General features: G+C 64.7%; 16 protein-coding genes and 1 riboswitch. Of the genes, 6 read left to right on the plus strand and 10 right to left on the minus strand.

Annotated elements, in window-relative coordinates; genetic code table 11:
- From FJW07_RS23045 to FJW07_RS23060, 4 genes are all read left to right on the plus strand, one after another.
- A complete protein-coding gene (locus FJW07_RS23045) occupies positions 1-966 on the plus strand; it encodes a type II secretion system F family protein (protein ID WP_140647825.1) in 966 nt (321 codons plus the stop codon).
- Between the two features lies 1 nt (position 967).
- Positions 968-1,930, plus strand: a complete 963-nt coding sequence (locus FJW07_RS23050) for a type II secretion system F family protein (protein WP_140652345.1) — start codon at positions 968-970, stop codon at positions 1,928-1,930.
- Between the two features lie 284 nt (positions 1,931-2,214).
- Positions 2,215-2,688 (plus strand): hypothetical protein, encoded by a 474-nt coding sequence (locus tag FJW07_RS23055; protein ID WP_140785980.1) that lies wholly within the window; start codon positions 2,215-2,217, stop codon positions 2,686-2,688.
- Between the two features lie 179 nt (positions 2,689-2,867).
- Positions 2,868-4,040 (plus strand): GGDEF domain-containing protein, encoded by a 1,173-nt coding sequence (locus FJW07_RS23060; protein WP_140858888.1) that lies wholly within the window; start codon positions 2,868-2,870, stop codon positions 4,038-4,040.
- A gap of 15 nt (positions 4,041-4,055) precedes the next feature.
- Here the strand turns inward: FJW07_RS23060 and gcvP are convergent, their stop codons facing one another.
- Genes gcvP through gcvT form a run of 3 tightly spaced genes read right to left on the minus strand, consistent with a single transcriptional unit; the run spans position 4,056 to position 8,359 of the window.
- Complete coding sequence (gcvP, locus tag FJW07_RS23065) at positions 4,056-6,866, minus strand: aminomethyl-transferring glycine dehydrogenase (RefSeq protein ID WP_140858889.1); 2,811 nt, start codon at positions 6,864-6,866, stop codon at positions 4,056-4,058.
- A 17-nt stretch (positions 6,867-6,883) separates the two neighbouring features.
- Positions 6,884-7,252 carry a glycine cleavage system protein GcvH gene (gcvH, locus tag FJW07_RS23070; RefSeq protein WP_140858890.1) on the minus strand — a complete coding sequence of 123 codons (369 nt, stop codon included), beginning with the start codon at positions 7,250-7,252 and terminating at the stop codon, positions 6,884-6,886.
- Positions 7,253-7,258: 6 nt separating this feature from the next.
- The gene (gene gcvT / locus FJW07_RS23075) at positions 7,259-8,359 is read right to left on the minus strand and encodes a glycine cleavage system aminomethyltransferase GcvT (RefSeq protein ID WP_140858891.1); all 1,101 of its coding nucleotides are present in this window, start codon (positions 8,357-8,359) and stop codon (positions 7,259-7,261) included.
- 149 nt (positions 8,360-8,508) lie between these two features.
- A riboswitch (glycine riboswitch) is annotated at positions 8,509-8,595 on the minus strand.
- A 223-nt stretch (positions 8,596-8,818) separates the two neighbouring features.
- Here gcvT and FJW07_RS23080 point away from each other — a divergent pair.
- Positions 8,819-9,820, plus strand: a complete 1,002-nt coding sequence (locus tag FJW07_RS23080; RefSeq protein ID WP_140858892.1) for a hypothetical protein — start codon at positions 8,819-8,821, stop codon at positions 9,818-9,820.
- Here FJW07_RS23080 and FJW07_RS23085 read toward each other — a convergent pair.
- The 7 genes from FJW07_RS23085 to FJW07_RS23115 all read right to left on the minus strand — a co-directional run bounded on the left by FJW07_RS23085 (position 9,817) and on the right by FJW07_RS23115 (position 15,038).
- A complete protein-coding gene (locus tag FJW07_RS23085; protein ID WP_140858893.1) occupies positions 9,817-10,269 on the minus strand; it encodes a GNAT family N-acetyltransferase in 453 nt (150 codons plus the stop codon). The two genes, FJW07_RS23080 and FJW07_RS23085, sit on opposite strands and share 4 nt — an antisense overlap.
- Positions 10,269-11,060 carry a molybdopterin-binding protein gene (locus FJW07_RS23090; protein ID WP_140858894.1) on the minus strand — a complete coding sequence of 264 codons (792 nt, stop codon included), beginning with the start codon at positions 11,058-11,060 and terminating at the stop codon, positions 10,269-10,271. The genes FJW07_RS23085 and FJW07_RS23090 overlap by 1 nt, the downstream gene beginning before the upstream one ends.
- Before the next feature lies 1 nt (position 11,061).
- A complete protein-coding gene (locus FJW07_RS23095) occupies positions 11,062-11,943 on the minus strand; it encodes a cytochrome b/b6 domain-containing protein (RefSeq protein ID WP_140858895.1) in 882 nt (293 codons plus the stop codon).
- Between the two features lie 99 nt (positions 11,944-12,042).
- Entirely contained in the window at positions 12,043-12,714 is a 672-nt protein-coding gene (locus tag FJW07_RS23100; RefSeq protein ID WP_140858896.1) for a DUF1345 domain-containing protein, read from the minus strand.
- A gap of 26 nt (positions 12,715-12,740) precedes the next feature.
- Positions 12,741-13,208, minus strand: coding sequence for a YaiI/YqxD family protein (locus tag FJW07_RS23105; RefSeq protein ID WP_140647814.1), 468 nt, complete (start codon positions 13,206-13,208; stop codon positions 12,741-12,743).
- Positions 13,209-13,274: 66 nt separating this feature from the next.
- Complete coding sequence (gfa, locus tag FJW07_RS23110) at positions 13,275-13,844, minus strand: S-(hydroxymethyl)glutathione synthase (protein ID WP_140640289.1); 570 nt, start codon at positions 13,842-13,844, stop codon at positions 13,275-13,277.
- Between the two features lie 66 nt (positions 13,845-13,910).
- Complete coding sequence (locus FJW07_RS23115) at positions 13,911-15,038, minus strand: S-(hydroxymethyl)glutathione dehydrogenase/class III alcohol dehydrogenase (protein WP_140651193.1); 1,128 nt, start codon at positions 15,036-15,038, stop codon at positions 13,911-13,913.
- Between the two features lie 252 nt (positions 15,039-15,290).
- Between FJW07_RS23115 and FJW07_RS23120 the strand changes: the two genes are divergently transcribed.
- Positions 15,291-17,303, plus strand: coding sequence for an acetyl/propionyl/methylcrotonyl-CoA carboxylase subunit alpha (locus FJW07_RS23120; protein ID WP_140858897.1), 2,013 nt, complete (start codon positions 15,291-15,293; stop codon positions 17,301-17,303).
- Positions 17,304-17,336 lie beyond the last annotated feature (33 nt).

Here is a 17,336-nt window from a genome sequence, read left to right on the forward strand (position 1 = left end):
GTGTTCGAGGGATTCAGCCCGGTCTACGTCGTCTACGCCGCGGCGGCGCTCACCGGCATCATGATCGCCGAGGGCCTTTATTTGCTCTATGCCGGGCGCAGCGACAAGCGCACGGCCATCAACCGCCGCATGAAGCTCGCGGAGAACAAGATCAGCCAGGAGCAGGTGCTGATCCAGCTGCGCAAGGAACGCGGGATCGACGGCGGCGGCTCCATCTTTTCCCTCGACCGCTTCCGCGCCCTGCGCACGCAGTCCGGCATGACCACGCCGCTGCCGAAGTTCCTGACGATCACCTCGGGCGTGGCCGCGGCGTTGGCGCTTGTCGGCATCTGGAAGGGCCTGCCGCTCCTGTTCGGCCTCATCCTGTTTGTCTTGCTGTTGCCGGTGCTGCCGGTAATGGCCATGCGCTTCCTGCGCAAGCGCCGGCACAAGCGGTTCGGCATGCAACTGCCCGAGGCGCTGGAGCTGATCACGCGCGGCCTGAAGGCCGGCCATCCGGTGCCGGTGGCGATTGCCATGGTGTCGCGCGAAATGGCCGATCCGATCGGCACCGAGTTCGGCGTCGTCGCCGACGAGGTGACCTATGGCTCCGACCTGGTCTCGGCGCTGAACAACCTTTTCGACCGGGTGGGGCATGAGGACCTGCCGCTGTTCGTCACGGCGGTGTCGATCCAGAGCAGTTCGGGTGGCAATCTGCGCGAGATCCTCGACGGCCTGTCGGCGACGATCCGCGACCGCGGCAAGCTGCGCCGCAAGGTGCGCGCCATTTCGACGGAAGGGCGCATGTCGGCTTACATCCTGACTGCGGTCCCCGTGCTTCTGTTCACCGCCATCATGGTGCTGATGCCGCAGTTCTACCAGGATGTCTGGGACGTGCCGAAGACCTGGTACATGCTGAGCGGCTCCGTGATCTGGCTGCTGCTCGGCAACGCCATCATGTTCAAGATGTCGAATTTCAGGTTCTGAGATGGAAGACGTCATCCGCTTCCTCGCTTCGCTCGCGCCGACCTCGCCGATGCCGGTCGCCGTGCTGCTCCTTGTGCTGGGCGGCGGCGCCGTCGCCTGGCCGCTGGTGCTCGCCAAGGGCGATCGCGGCGACGTCAAGCGCCGGCTGAAGGTGGAGATTTTGCAGCCGGCCGAGCAGGCGGAGCCGGCGCCCAAGAAGAGCACCAACGCCGTGCGCGAGAAGGCGGTGAAACGGGCGCAGGAGTTCTATGCCAAGAGCGATCCGGAAAATGTCGCGCGGCTGCGCCTGAAGCTTATCCAGGCCGGCTACATGGAGCCGCGCGCGGTCGGCATGTTCTTCCTGATCCGTTTCGCCGCGCTGGTCGGCGCTGCGTTCGGCGCATTCCTGGTCAACCACTGGGCGGCCAGCGCCGAGTCGACCATGACCAGCCGCTGGACCTTCATCATCCTGTCGGCTGCCGGCGGCTATTTCCTGCCTGGCCTGGTGCTGACGCAGAAGGTTCGGGAAAAGATGCGCGAATACCGCAACGGCTTTCCCGATTTCATGGATTTGATGATCGTCTGCTCCGATGCCGGCATGAGCATGGAGGCCGGCATCGAGCGGGTCTCCAGGGAGCTTGCCAGGACCTATCCGTCGCTCAGCCAGAACCTGATCCTGGTGTCGCTGGAGTTGCGGGCCGGGCGCAGCCTCGACGACGCGCTGAAGGCGCTTGCCGACCGCCTCAGCCTCGACGAGGTTCGCTCCTTCGCGACGTTGCTGCAGCAATCCAAGGAACTCGGCACTAGCCTGTCGGGCTCGCTGCGCGTCTTTTCCGACGAAATGCGGCACAAGCGCATGTCGCTGGCCGAGGAGAAGGCGCATGCCCTGCCGGCCAAGATGTCGGTCCCGGTGACGGTCTGCATCCTGCCGGTGGTGCTGATGATCGCCATCATACCGATCATCGTGAAGCTGACCGCGCACTAAGGATTCAGGCGAGGCCGGCCTGCAAGTGCCGGCCTCCTGCGCTTCCGGCCTTCGGCGGCCGAAGCGCTCGTGAGTGTCTCCGCTCTATGAAGTACGGCCGGCGTAGACCGGTTCTCGGGGCCCGTCGCTTCCGGCTCGGCCTGACCTGCATCCGGGCAACCGTGGTTAACGCATCCTCTGCGGGCAACCAAAATTTAGCTGCATTTCGGCACCGAAGCTTAATCGCTCTTCTGTATGGTTTTTCCTGAAGAACGACCCGGCAAATCGGGCGATGGGGCAGGGGCATGCGTCAGAGACTTCCCAGGGCAGCGGCGGCGTTGGCGGCCGTCTTGTTGATTACCGGCTGCACGACGAACAACAACGTCGACACGACCAAGACCACGGCGATCCAGCCGGTGGCCAAGGATGTCAGCGCCGACGACCTCGTTGAAGGCAAGGCGCAGTTCCGCGAGGCGAATTTTGGCCTTGCCGAACAGCATTTCCGCAAGGCGGTAGAACTCAAATCCGACAATGCCGAGGCCTGGATGGGGCTTGCCGCGTCCTATGACGAGCTTGGCCGCTTCGACTTCGCCGATCGCGCCTACATGCAGCTGTTGAAGGTCGCCGGGCGCAAGCCGCAGATCGTCAACAATATGGGTTATTCGCAGCTTCTGCGCGGCAACAAGAAGAAGGCGCGCGCGCTGCTGCTCGAAGCCAAGGCCGGCATGGCCGACCAGACGGTGGTCAACGCCAATCTGGCGCTGCTCGACAAGGGCTGATCCGTCTGCGGGTTCTCGTTTCCCGTGTATCGTCACGGGATTTCGCCTCACATATCGACGCTTTGTAAACCCTGTGTCGAGGTAGCGTTGGGCATTGTCCGAAAACGGTTTGCGCCGGCCGCAGTCAGCCTACATTGGAGGACGGGCACCGGTTAGACGCTAGAGGCAGTTCTTCACGGATGTTGGATTTCAGTTCGCTCCTGCTCGCGGCGGCACTGTCGGGCACATGCCTCAGCATCACCATGTTTGCAATCTGGCTCACCACGCCGCGGGCGCGCTTCGTGCTCACGGTCGCCTGCGGCACCCTGGTGCTCGTCGCCCATGTCGTCGCGTTCTGGCGCTATGCCAAGGATGCCGATCCCTGGCTGTGCCAGGTCGTGCTGGCGCTGTTGACCCTGGGTTTCCTGATCATCTGCCTGTCGGCCATGCAGTATCTCGGCTTTCGCGACTACCGCCGCGCCATCGTGCCGGCGCTGGCCGCGATGGCGGCCTGCGCTCTGGTCACCTATCTCGGCTTCGACGGCATCGGCTTCCAGGTCACCTATGCGGCCGTGACGGCGCTGCTCGCGGCGATCGGGGCGATGTTCTGGATGAAGGGGGATCACGACCGGCGGATCCTTCTGGTCGTCTCCTTCCTCAGCGGAGCCTGCGGTCTGTCCTTCGCGCTGTGCGGCGCGGTGTTGCTCGTCCAGGGGCAATGGGTCCTGGGCGCCGCGCCCGACAATTGGGCGGAACGGCTGAACTCCGTCGTCGCGGTCGCCTGCATGACCGGCCTCGGCGCGCTGACGCTTTCGCTGCACCACCTGCAGGCGCAGATCGAACTCAAGGCCGAGACGATGACCGATCCGCTGACCGGCCTTATGAACCGCAGGGCGCTCACCGAGCTTTACGGCGATCGCAGCTTCGGTCCGTTCATGGCGATCGCGATGTTCGATCTCGACCATTTCAAGATGACCAACGACGTCTTCGGCCACCCCGTCGGCGACCAGGTGCTTTGCCGCTTCGCGGCGGTGATCAAGAAATACGGCAGGGCAGGGGTCGACGCATTCCGGCTGGGCGGTGAGGAATTCGCGCTCGTCATGGCGCGCGTGACGCCGGAAAAGGCGCATGACATGGCAAGCCGGATCGGCGTCGCTTTCGGCACCGAGATCGTTGCGACCCATCGCGGCCCGCTGCGCAGCAGCGTCAGCGGCGGCGTGGGATTCGGCTCGACCGCCGGCCGCCCTCTCGACGAGGTGCTGGCGCAAGCGGACGCCGCGCTTTATGCGGCCAAGCGTGCAGGACGCAACCGCGTCATCGCTCAGACCGAAATGGGCCAGCCCGATGTGGGGCCGGCCCTGAAAACCGCCTGAGCAAAACCTGGGCTGCTACTCCGCGGCGCCGAGATATTCCGACAGCGGCGGGCACGAGCAGACCAGGTTGCGGTCGCCGGCGACATTGTCGATGCGCGAGACCGGCGGCCAGTATTTCGCCGCCAGATCCGCGTCGCCCGCCGGATAGGCCGCCTCCAGCCGCGAGTAGGGATGCTTCCACTCACCGGCAAGCGCTTCCGCCGCGGTGTGCGGGGCGTTGACCAGCGGGTTGTCGCTGGACGGCCACTCGCCCTTCGCCACTTTCGCCGCCTCGCCGGCGATGGCGATCATCGCCTCGCAAAAACGGTCGAGCTCGCGCTTGGGCTCGGACTCGGTCGGCTCGACCATCAGCGTGCCGGCAACCGGGAACGACATGGTCGGCGCATGGAAGCCGTAGTCGATCAGGCGCTTGGCGATGTCGTCGACGCTGATGCCGGCGCTTTCCTTGAGCACGCGCGTGTCGAGGATGCATTCATGCGCGATGCGATCGCTCCTGCCCTTGTAGAGCAGCGGGTAGTGCGGCGCGAGCCGCGTCGCCACGTAGTTGGCGGAAACGATCGCCGTCTCGGTCGCCTGCTTCAGGCCGGAGCCGCCCATCATGCGGATGTACATCCACGTGATCGGCAGGATCGACGCACTGCCGAAGGGCGCGGCGGCAACGGCATGCGCCGAGCCTTCGGTGACATGGCCCGGCAAATAGGGTTTCAGATGCGCCCTGACGCCGATCGGGCCGACGCCCGGGCCGCCGCCGCCATGCGGGATGCAGAAGGTCTTGTGCAGGTTCATGTGGCAGACGTCGGCGCCGATGTCGCCGGGGCGGGCGAGGCCGACCAAGGCGTTGAGGTTAGCGCCGTCAAAATAGACCTGGCCGCCATGCTCGTGGATCAGCGCGCAGAGATGGCGCGCCCCTTCCTCGTAGACGCCATGCGTCGAAGGGTAGGTGAACATCAGCGCCGCGAGGTTCTTGGAATGCTCGTTGGCCTTGGCGCGCAGATCGTCCATGTCGATGTTGCCGTCGTCCAGGCAACGCACGACGACGACGCTCATGCCGGCCATCGCGGCGCTCGCCGGATTGGTGCCGTGCGCGGAGGACGGGATCAGGCAAACGGTGCGGTGGCCTTCGCCGCGCGCGCGGTGATAGGCGCGGATGGCGAGCAGGCCGGCATATTCGCCCTGGCTGCCGGCATTGGGCTGCAGGCTGACGGCGTCGAAACCGGTGATTTCCGACAGCCAGGCCTCCAGATCGCCGACCATCTTGCGATAGCCCTCGCAATGGCCGGCCGGCGCGAAGGGATGCAGATTGGCGACGCTCGGCCAGCTCACAGGCATCATCTCGGCGGCGGCGTTGAGCTTCATGGTGCAGGATCCGAGCGGGATCATGGTGCGATCGAGCGCAAGGTCCTTGTCGGCCAGCCTGCGCAGGAAGCGCATCATCTCGGTTTCGGAATGGTTGTCGTGGAAGACCGGCTGGGTGAGGAATTCCTTGCCGCGCGGCTTGCCAGGCATGGAGCCGCCTTCCGCCGCGCCGGGCTTGGCCCCGAACAGGGCGGCGATCGCCTCGAGGTCGGCTTCCGTGGAAGTCTCGTCGAAGGCGACACTGACGCAGTCGGCATCGATGACGCGCAACAGCCGGCCGGTCTTCTGAGCGGCAGCTTCTATTGCCGCGGCCTTGCCCTTCACTTCCGCGGTCACCGTGTCGAAGCGGCTTGCGCCAAGCACAGCAACGCCTGCAGCCTTGAGGCCCGAGGCGAGGCGATCGGCCAACCCGTGGATCTGACCGGCAATCGCCTGCAGGCCGGCAGGACCGTGCCAGATCGCATAGGCCGTCGCCATATTGGCCAACAGCGCCTGCGCGGTGCAGATGTTGGAGGTCGCCTTGTCGCGGCGGATGTGCTGCTCGCGCGTCTGCAGCGCCAACCGGTAGCCCGGGCGGCCCATGGTGTCCGTCGACTGGCCGACCAGGCGGCCGGGCATCAGGCGGGTCAGCTTGTCGGAAACGGCGCAGTAGGCGGCGTGCGGGCCGCCAAAGCCCATCGGCACGCCGAAACGCTGCATCGGGCCGACGGCGATGTCGGCGCCAAGCTTCGCCGGCGCGTCGGTGAGGGTCAGCGCCAGCGGATCGGCGATGAAGACGACCAGCGCGCCGGCGGCATGGGCCTTCTCGATCGCCGCCTTGTGGTCGCCGTAGACGCCGACCGTGTCCGGCCAGGAGACGAGCAGGGCGGCGGTGTTGTCGTCGATCGTCTCGCCGTCGACCTCGATGCCGAGCGGTTCGGCGCGGGTGCGCACGACGTCCAGCGTCTGCGGATGCGGCGTGCCGGCAAGCGCCACCTTGGTGCGCTTGTCGCGGTGGTGGCGCAGCGCGATGCCGACGGCTTCGGCGACGGCGGTGGCTTCATCGAGCAGCGAGGCCGACGCCACCGGCAGGCCGGTCAGTTCCGTCACCAATGTCTGGAAGTTGAACAGCATCTCCAGCCGGCCCTGGCTGATCTCGGCCTGGTAGGGGGTGTAGGCCGTGTACCAGGCCGGGTTCTCGAACAGGTTGCGCTGGATGACCGGCGGCACGAAGACGCCATGATAGCCGGCGCCGATGAAGCTTTTCAGCACCCTGTTCTTCGCCATGATCGCAGACAGTTCGGCCAGCGCTTCCGCTTCGCTGGCCGGAGCCGGCAGGTTGAGCGACTGGTCGAGGCGGATCGATCTCGGCACGGCCTGGCTGATCAGCGTTTCAACGGACGGAACGCCGAGCACGGCAAGCATGGCTCTGACATCGTTGATGCCCGGGCCGATATGGCGGGCCGAGAAGGGAGTAAGCGCTGCGGTCATGTCTTTATGTCCTGATATCAGCCGATATGGGCTTTGTAGCCGGCCTCATCCATGAGGCTGTCGAGCTGGTTTTCGTTGGCGAGCTTCATCTTCCAGAGCCAGCCGTCGCCGGTCGCGGCCGAGTTGACCAGCGAGGGATCGGCCGACAGCGAGGCGTTGGCCTCGGTGATCTCGCCGTCGACCGGTGCGTAGACGTCCGACGCCGCCTTGACGGATTCGACGACCACGGCGGTGTCGCCCTTGGCAAGCTTGCGGCCGATTTCCGGCAGCTCGACGAAAACGAGATCGCCGAGCTGTTCCTGCGCATAGTCGGTGATGCCGACGGTGGCGACGCCACCCTCTACGCGCAGCCATTCATGGTCTTCGGTGAAATAGGTCTTTGCCATTGGGTCTTATCCTTTGCGGTAGCGATGTGGGGTGAAGGGCAGGGACGCGACGTCGACCGGGATTTTCGTCCCGCGGACGTCGGCGAAGAGTTTCGTGCCGGGCTTGGCCAGCGGGGTGTTGACGTAGCCCATGGCGACGGGGTGCCCGGTCGAAGGGCCGAAGCCGCCCGAGGTGACGTGGCCGGCCGGATTGCCGTCGGCATCGATGAGCGCCGCGCCGGCGCGCACCGGCTGACGCCCTTCGGGCTTCAAGCCGACGCGCTTCTGCGACGGCCCACGCTCGATGACAGAGCGCAGCGCGTCGGCGCCAATGAAATGACCCGAGGCCCGAACCTCCTTGGGAATCGCCCACATCAGTCCGGCGCTTGCCGGGTCGATTTCCGGCGTCAGGTCCTGGCCGTGCAGGCAAAGCCCGGCCTCGAGCCGCAGGCTGTCGCGGGCGGCAAGGCCGATCCACTGCACGCGCTCGTCTTCCAGGAGTCTGGCGACAAGATCGCGGGCATCCTTCTCCGGCAGGCCGATCTCGAAACCGTCCTCACCTGTGTAGCCGGAACGGCTCATGAACCAGTTTTGCCTGGGCTCGACCCCGTGCATGAAGAGCAGCGAGCCGGTTTCGGTGCCGGCCCGCGCAAGGGCTGCCCAGGCGTCCGGTCCCTGGATCGCCAGGAAGACGCGGTCAAGCGGGTCGACCTTGGCATCGAAATCGGCGGAGAGGTCGCGCAGATGCTTCTCGTCCTCGACGGCGTTGCCGGCGTTGGCCACCACCATGAACCGGTCATCGCCCAGGCGGGTCACGATCAGGTCGTCGATGATGCCTGCCGCCTCGTTGAGGAAGAAAGTGTATTTGGACTGCGAGATGTCCAGCGCGCCGGCATCGAGCGGGCAGGCGCGGTTCAACAATGCGATGGCTCCCGGACCGCCGACCTCGAACAGCTTCATATGCGAGATGTCGAACAGGCCGGCATGCTCGCGTGAGTGAAGGTGCTCCTTCATCACGCCGGGCGGGTAGGTGAGCGGCATCGACCAGCCGGCGAAGGCGCCGAAACGCGCGCCCGCGGCCTGATGCAAATCCTCAAGGGGTAGGTGTCTGGTGTCGTCGCCTGTCATGTCTTCTCCAGAGTCGCACGCAATCGACCGCCGGTGGCGGCCTAATTCGTGCCCCTCTGTCTGAAGCCTGAGAGACTCGCGCCCCGTAACTCTGTCGGCAGCGCTTACACCTTCGGCGCGGGACGAATCCCGACTTTCCAGAGTTGTCTTTCCCGTCTACGGTTCTTTTGCCTGAGAGATTTCGGGCGATTTCCCCTTCGGCGACAGCTTGCGCTGCTCTCTCCCGCAAACAGGTAGGACTCAGTCGCCTGAGCCCCCGACGCGCCATCCATAGCCCGTCGGCGACATCTTGTCACCTCCCAGCGACATTTAAAGCGTGCCCTGCGTTTCGGCGATATGCATTGGCCGACAAGGCTTCGCTAACCACGCCGTTTGCCGGTTTCTCAAGACAATGCTGATAAAGCTCGGTGGGGTAATGCACTGAGTTCGCCGGCAGCGGGCGACGGGCAGGGACGGCAAATGGGCGAATTGATCATGAGCGCTCCGGTGGCGGGGCTGACCTCGAAGAACAAGATCACGGCCGAAGACGTGACGATGCTGCGGCGCGAGGTTTTCGCGGATGGCGTGGTGGGTCGCGGCGAGGCGGAGGCGCTGTTCGCGCTCGACCAGACGGCGCGAGACAAATGCGGCGAATGGGCGCCGTTCTTCGTCGAGGCGGTGACCGACTATATCGTCCACCAGGAAAAGCCGGAAGGCTACATCTCCGAGCAGAATGCCGACTGGCTGGTCCCCACGATCTCGCGCGACGGCATGGTCGACAGCCGCACCGAGCTGGAGCTGCTGGTGCATGTGCTGGAGGAAGCGAAATCCTCGCCCGGCCAGCTCTCGGCCTATGCGCTGGAACAGGTCGCGCATGCGGTAATCGACGGCAAAGGCCCGTTGATGCTCGGCGATCTCGTACCTGGGCTGATCACCAAGGCCGAGGTCGATCTGTTGCGGCGCATCCTCTATGCTTATGGCGGCGACGGCAACATCGCCATCAGCAAGGCCGAGGCGGAGGTCCTGTTCAGGATCAACGACCGGACCGCGGCCGCCGAAAACGATCCGTCCTGGAACGACCTCTTCGTCAAGGCGATCGCCAACTATGTCATGTGTTCGACCGGCTACGAGCCACCGACGCGGGAAGTGGCGCTGCGCCACGAGACCTTCCTCGACGAGGCAGGCCCGACGCTTGGCGGTTTCTTCAGCCGGATGGTCTCGGGCGGGTTCGCGGCAATCCTCGAAGCCTACCATTCGCCCGGCGATATCGAGGCGGAATGGGAAGCCAGGAACCGGGCCACCGAAGCGCTTGCCCGCCGCGCCGAGACGATCGACGCGAGCGAGGCCAACTGGCTGGCGGAGCGCGTCGGCGGCGGCCGGCGGCCGCTGCGCGACAACGAGCGCGCGCTGCTGACGCTGATCAAGCATGCTTCGCCGGAAATCCATCCGGCGCTGGGGCCGCTGCTCGACAAGGTTGCTTAAGCCTCCGTCGCGCCCGGCCGATGCCGGGCGGCTATCGTCTTGCAAAGGATGACGTTGGAATGGCCTTCGGGCCATTGCGGCAACTCGGCCATGCGCTCGAAGCCGGCTTTTTCGTAAAGGCCCGGCGCCTGGAAGTCGTGGCTCGAAACCCATACCCGCCCGACGCCCCGGCTGGCGGCCTCGGCTGTGAAAGCATCGAGCAGCTTCTTGCCGTAGCCGCGGCCTCGATAGGCTTCATCGACCCACATCAATTTGAGTTCGGCGGTTCCTGCCCACGAGTAGCCGGCGGCAATGCCGATCACGCCTCCGGTCTCGTCGCGGATCACGAAGATCAACCCCCGATCATCATCGCAGCCGGTTTTGCGTCGGTTGTCGCCGTTGAGACATTCCTCGAGGGCAGCCAATTCGACGGGCGACAGATCGTGCTCGGCCTGCAGGCGAGGGACCATCAAATCCCGCCATACCAGTCGTAGCCATTGTCCTCCCAGTAGCCGCCGCGGCCGCCGCCGACATTGGCAAAACTGTCGACCAGCTCGATCTTGTAGATGTATTTGGGCATCTTGTAGCCAAGCTGGCGCTCGACCCGCACGCGAAGCGGCGCGCCGTTCTCGACCGGCAAGGGCTTGCCGTTCAGGCCATGGGCCAGAATCGTCTGTGGATGGCGGGCGTCGATCAGGTCGATGGTGCCGTAATATTTGATGTTGCCGGACAGGCTTTGCTCAATGGTGTCGAGGCAGTGGAACATGACGTAGCGGGCCTGCGGCTTGACCACCGCCTGGTCCAGCACCAACGACAGCGGCGTGCCGGTCCATTTGGCGATGCAGCTCCAGCCTTCGACGCAGTCGTGGCGCGTGATCTGGGTGCGGCTCGGCATGTTCTGGAGCTGCTCGCGAGTCAGCGACAGCGGTTTTTCGACGAGGCCTGAAACCTCCAGGCGCCAGTCGGCGAAATTGTTGGCGAGCAGACCCTTGTAGGTGTCGTCATCGGGCGCCGTGATGCCATTCGGCCGCTGCGGCTGGCGGATATCGGCCTCGGTGAATTCCGGCGCCAGCGCGTCGCGGCCGGCAAGCAGGCGCTGCGCGCGCCAGGTGAGGCCGTTGGCGTTCTCAAGGAAGCTGCGCAGGCCGCCACCGATGCCGAGGCCGCTGTCGAAGGCATCGCAACCCGACAGCGCGATCCCGGACAGTCCGAGGCTGCTGGCGGTCAAGAACTTGCGGCGGCTGATTTGGAATTTTGCCATGTCAGGCGCTCCTCTCGCTCGGCTCGGCGTGCTTCGTGGGCGGGTCGGTGCGGTACCAGCCGGTGATGATCGAGCGCAGCTCGTTGATCGGGCCGGCGGCGAGAATCATCAGGATGTGGATGACGAAGAAAAGGACGAGCAGCACCATGACGGTGAAATGGATGGTCCGCGCCGTCTGCCTGCCGCCGAGTATCTCATTCAGCCAGGGCAACACCGAATTCATGCTCGGCGACATGGCCAGGCCGGTGATGATCATCAGCGGCAGCAGCACGAAGAGCACGCCGCCATAGGCCATCTTCTGCAGCGTGTTGTATTCGCGCGTGTGATGGAACTTCATCTTGGCGTGATCGACGATGTCGCGCGGCAGCTTGCGAAGGTCCGACACGCGAGGGGCGAGATCGCGACGGATATGGCCGTTGACCAGGCCGGCGATCAGCCAGACGAGCAGCGTTGTGGTCAGGATCCAGGCGAAGAAGAAATGCACGACGCGGGCGGTGCCGAGATCGTAATAGGATGGAATTGTCGCCCAGGCCGGGAAGGCGCGCGGCGTCTCTTGTCCCGGCCGCCCCGACCAGCCGAGCACGCCCGTGGTGTCGAAGCGATGGCCGAAGATTTCGGTGAAACCGCGCGGTCCGTTGGCGGTATTCTCGGCGCCGATCTGGAGGATGGTGTTGTTGAACTCGAAGCCGGACTGCTTGCCGACATAGAGCTGCGGTCGCGCATTGAAGATCTGCAGACCGGAAAGCAGCATGAAGAACAGCGAGAAAGCCCAGAGCCAATGGGTAAGGCGGGTCCAGCCCGACTGCCGGTAAATGAGCGGCCCATTTTTCGGCGCAGGTTTATCGGCCTCTGCTACCGGCTCGTTCCTGGCAATGGCTTCCATCTTCGTCTCCGGCCCTGCATCGCTCACCGCTTACCGGCTTGCGTTCTTCCTCCCAATACGCCGTCAGGCAAAGCGTTGTTTCATGCGATCACGGATTTATTACGGAGAACCCAGGCTGACGGCGAGATTGACCGCCGCGGCAACGATCACCGTGTTGAAGAAAAAGGTCAGGACCGAATGGACGAGCACGACCAGCCGCATCTGCGAGGTGGTGATGGCCGTGTCCGCCGTCTGTGCCGTCATGCCGATGACCGTCGCGAAATAGAGGAAGTCCCAGCCTTCCGGTCTTTTGCCGCCCGGAAAATCGAGGCCGCCGACCGGCATCTTCTTCTGGGTTTTCTCGTCGAGCTCGTCGCCATCCTTCCAATAGACATGCGCATAGTGCAGCGACGCCATAGCGTGGATGGTGAACCAGCCGAGCGGGATCGACAGCATGGCGAAGGCGAGCTGCAGGGGATGAGCGGCATCCTTCTGGTTGATGAGCAGGAACAGCGACACGATGGCGGCGCCGACGACAAAGAGCGTGACAGCGAAGATCAGAAAGACGGGCAGGTCGGTCGCGCGCGCGTTCTTGCTGAGATAGCGCCCGGTAAGGCTGGGCATCAGGGCCAGCACCAGGGCGATATAGCTGGCGAAGAACACATTGGCGCCGATCGAGTAGGGCAGCGGCGCGCGCAGCAACAAGGCAAGAAGCAGCGCGACGATGCCGATGGCCGCGGCGAGGGCGAACTGCATGTGCCGATGCATCGGCGTGTTGCGATCCTCACCCATGGCCCGAGGCCCCTGAAGACGTTGGATCAGTCCGGTGTGACGGATTTCAAAGCCCGCCGCAAGATGCGGTCGAGCTCGCCGAGAAACTGCGAGCGGTCCTTCTGCGTGAAGCTGGCGTTGAACCCCCGGCTCTCGCCGGTTTCGCGCAGATGCTGCTTGAGGTCGCGCATCGCCACCGCCATGCCTATGGTTTCCGGCGTGAAGGGGCGGCCGGTGGGGCCAAGCACATGCGCGCCGAGCGCCACCGTGCGCGCGGCAAGTGGAATGTCGGCCGTCACCACGACGTCGTTGGCCTTGGCATTCTCGACGATCCAGTCGTCCGCCGCGTCCGCGCCCTTGGAGACGACGACGTTGCGGACCATCGGATCGCGCGACGGCCGCAGGCCGCCATTGGAGACATAGGTGACGATGACGCCATGGCGCTCCGCGACCTTCTCGACCTCGGCCTTGACCGGGCAGGCGTCGGCATCGACGTAGACAACGGGTGCGGGCATCGTTACTTCCAAACAAACATGGGGCCGGCGTGTCAGCCAGCCCCATGGCAGAAATCGCAGGATTTGTCAGGCCGCCAAGGCGCCCGACTTCTTGGCGGTCCAGGTGGCGATATAGTCCATCAGGCCGGGGCTGAGGCAGTCATAGGGCTCGAGCCCGATCGACTTCAGCTGGGCGCGGATGCCGTCCATGCGGCTCGGATCGACACCGGATTCGATGATCGAGGAGACGAAGGCGGTGAAGCCCGGCGGCGACCAGCCGTCCTCCTCGAAGCGCTCGGGATGGATGAAGGACAGGCCCTTGAAGGGATGGTCGCGCTCGACCGGGCCGTACATGTGGACGCCGCAGCTTGTGCAGGCATGGCGCTGGATGAGGGCTGAGGGATCGACCACCTTCAGCTTGTCGCCATTCTCGGTGACCGTGACGTCGCCGCTGCCGGCAACGGCAACCACCGAGAAGATGGCGCCGTCCGGCTTCCAGCATTTGGTGCAGCCGCAGGCGTGGTTGTGGGCGATCTGGCCCTTGACCTTCACCTTCACCGGATTGCTGGTGCACAGGCAGACCAGCGTGCCGCCGGCAAAGCTCGCGCTCTCCCTCGGCAAGCCATTGTCGATCTTTGGATGCAGTTTTTCAGGCATGAGTTCCTCCCTTGTTGAACCTGTGCAACTTCAGTCGCTGGCCATAGGTCGGCGGCTTGTTTTTCCTCAGTAAACCACGACGCTGCGGATCGACTTGCCCTCATGCATGAGGTCGAAGCCCTTGTTGATGTCCTCCAGCTTCAGCGTGTGGGTGATCATCGGATCGATCTGGATCTTCTTTTCCATGTACCAGTCGACGATTTTTGGCACGTCGGTGCGGCCGCGCGCGCCGCCGAAGGCGGTGCCCATCCAGCTGCGCCCGGTGACCAGCTGGAACGGCCTGGTCGAGATCTCCTGGCCGGCGCCGGCGACGCCGATGACGACCGACTTGCCCCAGCCGCGATGCGAGGCCTCCAGCGCCTGGCGCATCACCTTGGTGTTGCCGGTGCAGTCGAACGTGTAGTCGGCGCCGCCGATCTGGTCGGCGCCGCGCTTGGTCAGGTTGACCAGGTAAGGCACGACGTCGCCGTCGATCTCCTTCGGATTGACGAAATGCGTCATGCCGAACTTCTCGCCCCAGGCCTTCTTGTCGTTGTTCAGATCGACGCCGATGATCATGTCGGCGCCGGCAAGGCGAAGCCCCTGGATGACATTCAGGCCGATGCCGCCGAGGCCGAAGACGACCGCCGTCGCCCCCTGCTCGACCTTGGCGGTGTTGATGACGGCGCCGATGCCGGTCGTCACGCCGCAGCCGATGTAGCAGATCTTGTCGAAGGGGGCGTCGGGATTGACCTTGGCCACCGCGATCTCGGGCAGCACGGTGAAGTTGGAAAAGGTCGAGCAGCCCATATAGTGAAACAGCTTGTCCTTGCCCATCGAAAAGCGCGAGGTGCCGTCGGGCATCAAGCCCTGGCCCTGCGTGGCGCGGATGGCGGTGCACAGATTGGTCTTGCGCGACAGGCAGGACGGGCACTGCCGGCATTCGGGCGTATAGAGCGGGATGACATGGTCGCCCTTCCTGACCGAGGTGACGCCCTTGCCGACATCGACGACGATGCCGGCGCCCTCATGGCCGAGGATCGCCGGAAACAGCCCTTCCGGGTCGGCGCCCGAGAGCGTGAACTCGTCGGTATGGCAGATGCCGGTCGCCTTGACCTCGACCAGCACCTCGCCGTCGCGCGGCCCTTCGAGGTCCACCTCCATGATCTCAAGCGGCTTTCCGGCGGCAACGGCAACGGCGGCACGCGTTTTCATGAGGCAGTCCTCCCAGGGCAAACTGTAAGTTTCAGCTAACGGCAAGCTGTTCGTGGCGAATGGCAGCCTGCCATCCGTTCGGCGTCACGGGCAAGCTTAGCGAGTTCCGCGCTGGCGGCCAACGTCTGTTGCGACGTTTTTCGGCGCGGTTTCCGCAATCGGCGCCAGCGGTGGGAGGTGGCCCCCGGGCACTTGAGGCGGGCCGGAATTGTCCATAGAACAGGACCGCTTCGCCGGAGGAACGACATCCGAATGTTCAAGAAAATCCTGATCGCCAATCGCGGCGAGATCGCCTGCCGTGTGATCAAGACGGCGCGAAAGATGGGGATCGCCACCGTCGCGGTCTATTCGGATGCCGACCGCGATGCCGTGCATGTCGAGATGGCCGACGAAGCGGTGCATATCGGATCTTCGCCGGCGGCACACAGCTATCTGGTCCCTGAGAAGATCATCTCCGCCTGCAAGGAGACCGGCGCGGAAGCCGTGCATCCGGGTTATGGCTTCCTGTCCGAGCGTGCCTCTTTCTGCGAGGCGCTGGAGAGGGAAGGCATCGCTTTCATCGGACCGAAGCCCGAGGCCATCAAGGCGATGGGCGACAAGATCGAATCGAAGAAGTTCGCCAGCGAGGCCAAGGTCTCGACGGTGCCTGGATGGCTGGGCGTCATCGAAGACGCCGACCATGCCGAACGGATTGCCGGCGAGATCGGCTATCCGGTGATGATCAAGGCCTCCGCCGGCGGTGGCGGCAAGGGCATGCGCATCGCCTGGAGCAAGGCCGAAGTGCGCGACGGTTTCGACCGGGCGCGTTCGGAAGCGAAAAGCTCCTTTGGCGACGACCGCGTCTTCATCGAGAAGTTCGTCGTCGACCCGCGCCACATCGAGATCCAGGTGCTGGCCGACGCGCATGGCACCGCGCTCTATCTCGGCGAGCGCGAATGCTCGATCCAGCGCCGCAACCAGAAAGTGGTCGAAGAGGCGCCGTCGCCATTCCTCGATGCCAAGACCAGAAAGGCGATGGGCGAGCAGGCGGTGGCACTGGCCAAGGCCGTCGACTACCAGAGCGCCGGCACGGTCGAGTTCATCGTCGACAAGGACAAGAACTTCTATTTCCTTGAAATGAATACGCGGTTGCAGGTCGAGCACCCGGTGACCGAGCTCGTGACCGGCATCGACCTGGTCGAACAGATGATCCGCGTCGCCGCCGGCGAAAAGCTCGACATCAAGCAGAGCGACGTGAAGCTCAACGGCTGGGCGGTGGAAAGCCGCCTTTACGCTGAGGATCCTTTCCGCAACTTCCTGCCCTCGATCGGCCGGCTGACCCGTTACCGGCCGCCGGAGGAGGGCACGTTCGGCGATGTCGTGGTCCGCAACGATACCGGCGTCGCCGAAGGGTCGGAAATTTCGATGTTCTACGACCCCATGGTGGCCAAGCTCTGCACCTGGGCGCCGACCAGGCTTGAGGCGATCGACGCCATGTCGGAGGCGCTGGACAGTTTCGTCGTCGACGGCATCGAACACAACATCCCTTTCCTTTCGGCGCTGATGCAGCACCCGCGCTGGCGCGAGGGGCGGCTGTCGACCGGCTTCATCGCGGAGGAATATCCGGACGGCTTCGCGCCGGTCGAGCCCGATGGCGGGGAGAGGGCGGTGTTTGCCGCCGTTGCAACCGCGATCGAACTGCTGCGCCGCGACCGGCTCGACCGCCTGAGCGGCCGGCTGGCGCCGCATTCCGGCCATCTCAAGCGCGATTGGGTGGCGAAGATCGACGCTGACTATCTTCCGGTCGAAATCGTCGACGGCATGGTTTCCATCCCGATGGAGGTCGATCTGTCGATCGATGGCGGCAGGCCGCTGACCGTCGCTTCGGACTGGCGGCCGGGCGACGCGATCTGGCAGGGCACGGTTGGCGGCAAGAACATCGCCGCCCAGATCCGCCCGATGCTGAACGGTTTGCGCATCGCCTGGAAAGGCATGTCGGTGACGGCTCAAGCCATGCTGCCGCGCACCGCGGAGCTCGAAAGGCTGATGCCGGAAAAGCTGCCGCCCGACACCTCGAAGATGCTGCTCTGCCCGATGCCTGGGCTCGTCGTCTCGATCGCCGTGGCCGAGGGCCAGGAGGTCAAGGCCGGCGAGACGCTGGCCGTGGTCGAGGCCATGAAAATGGAGAACGTGCTGCGCGCCGAACGCGACCTCACCATTGCCAAGCTCAACGCTAAGCCGGGTGACAGCCTGGCGGTCGATGCGGTGATCATGGAGTTCGCCTGAGACGAGGCGATACGGGGCCGCAAGCCTGTGGTC

This window comes from Mesorhizobium sp. B3-1-9 (genome assembly GCF_006439595.1).
Classification (GTDB): Bacteria; Pseudomonadota; Alphaproteobacteria; order Rhizobiales; family Rhizobiaceae; genus Mesorhizobium.

Coding starts and splice junctions, on each gene's coding strand:
- gfa (WP_140640289.1), bottom strand. CDS start 13,844: ATGCCTGAAAAACTGCATCCAAAGATCGACAATGGCTTGCCGAGGGAG.
- FJW07_RS23060 (WP_140858888.1), top strand. CDS start 2,868: ATGTTGGATTTCAGTTCGCTCCTGCTCGCGGCGGCACTGTCGGGCACA.
- FJW07_RS23120 (WP_140858897.1), top strand. CDS start 15,291: ATGTTCAAGAAAATCCTGATCGCCAATCGCGGCGAGATCGCCTGCCGT.
- FJW07_RS23115 (WP_140651193.1), bottom strand. CDS start 15,038: ATGAAAACGCGTGCCGCCGTTGCCGTTGCCGCCGGAAAGCCGCTTGAG.
- gcvT (WP_140858891.1), bottom strand. CDS start 8,359: ATGACAGGCGACGACACCAGACACCTACCCCTTGAGGATTTGCATCAG.
- FJW07_RS23050 (WP_140652345.1), top strand. CDS start 968: ATGGAAGACGTCATCCGCTTCCTCGCTTCGCTCGCGCCGACCTCGCCG.
- FJW07_RS23095 (WP_140858895.1), bottom strand. CDS start 11,943: ATGGAAGCCATTGCCAGGAACGAGCCGGTAGCAGAGGCCGATAAACCT.
- FJW07_RS23055 (WP_140785980.1), top strand. CDS start 2,215: ATGCGTCAGAGACTTCCCAGGGCAGCGGCGGCGTTGGCGGCCGTCTTG.
- gcvH (WP_140858890.1), bottom strand. CDS start 7,252: ATGGCAAAGACCTATTTCACCGAAGACCATGAATGGCTGCGCGTAGAG.
- FJW07_RS23090 (WP_140858894.1), bottom strand. CDS start 11,060: ATGGCAAAATTCCAAATCAGCCGCCGCAAGTTCTTGACCGCCAGCAGC.
- gcvP (WP_140858889.1), bottom strand. CDS start 6,866: ATGACCGCAGCGCTTACTCCCTTCTCGGCCCGCCATATCGGCCCGGGC.
- FJW07_RS23105 (WP_140647814.1), bottom strand. CDS start 13,208: ATGCCCGCACCCGTTGTCTACGTCGATGCCGACGCCTGCCCGGTCAAG.
- FJW07_RS23100 (WP_140858896.1), bottom strand. CDS start 12,714: ATGGGTGAGGATCGCAACACGCCGATGCATCGGCACATGCAGTTCGCC.
- FJW07_RS23085 (WP_140858893.1), bottom strand. CDS start 10,269: ATGGTCCCTCGCCTGCAGGCCGAGCACGATCTGTCGCCCGTCGAATTG.
- FJW07_RS23080 (WP_140858892.1), top strand. CDS start 8,819: ATGGGCGAATTGATCATGAGCGCTCCGGTGGCGGGGCTGACCTCGAAG.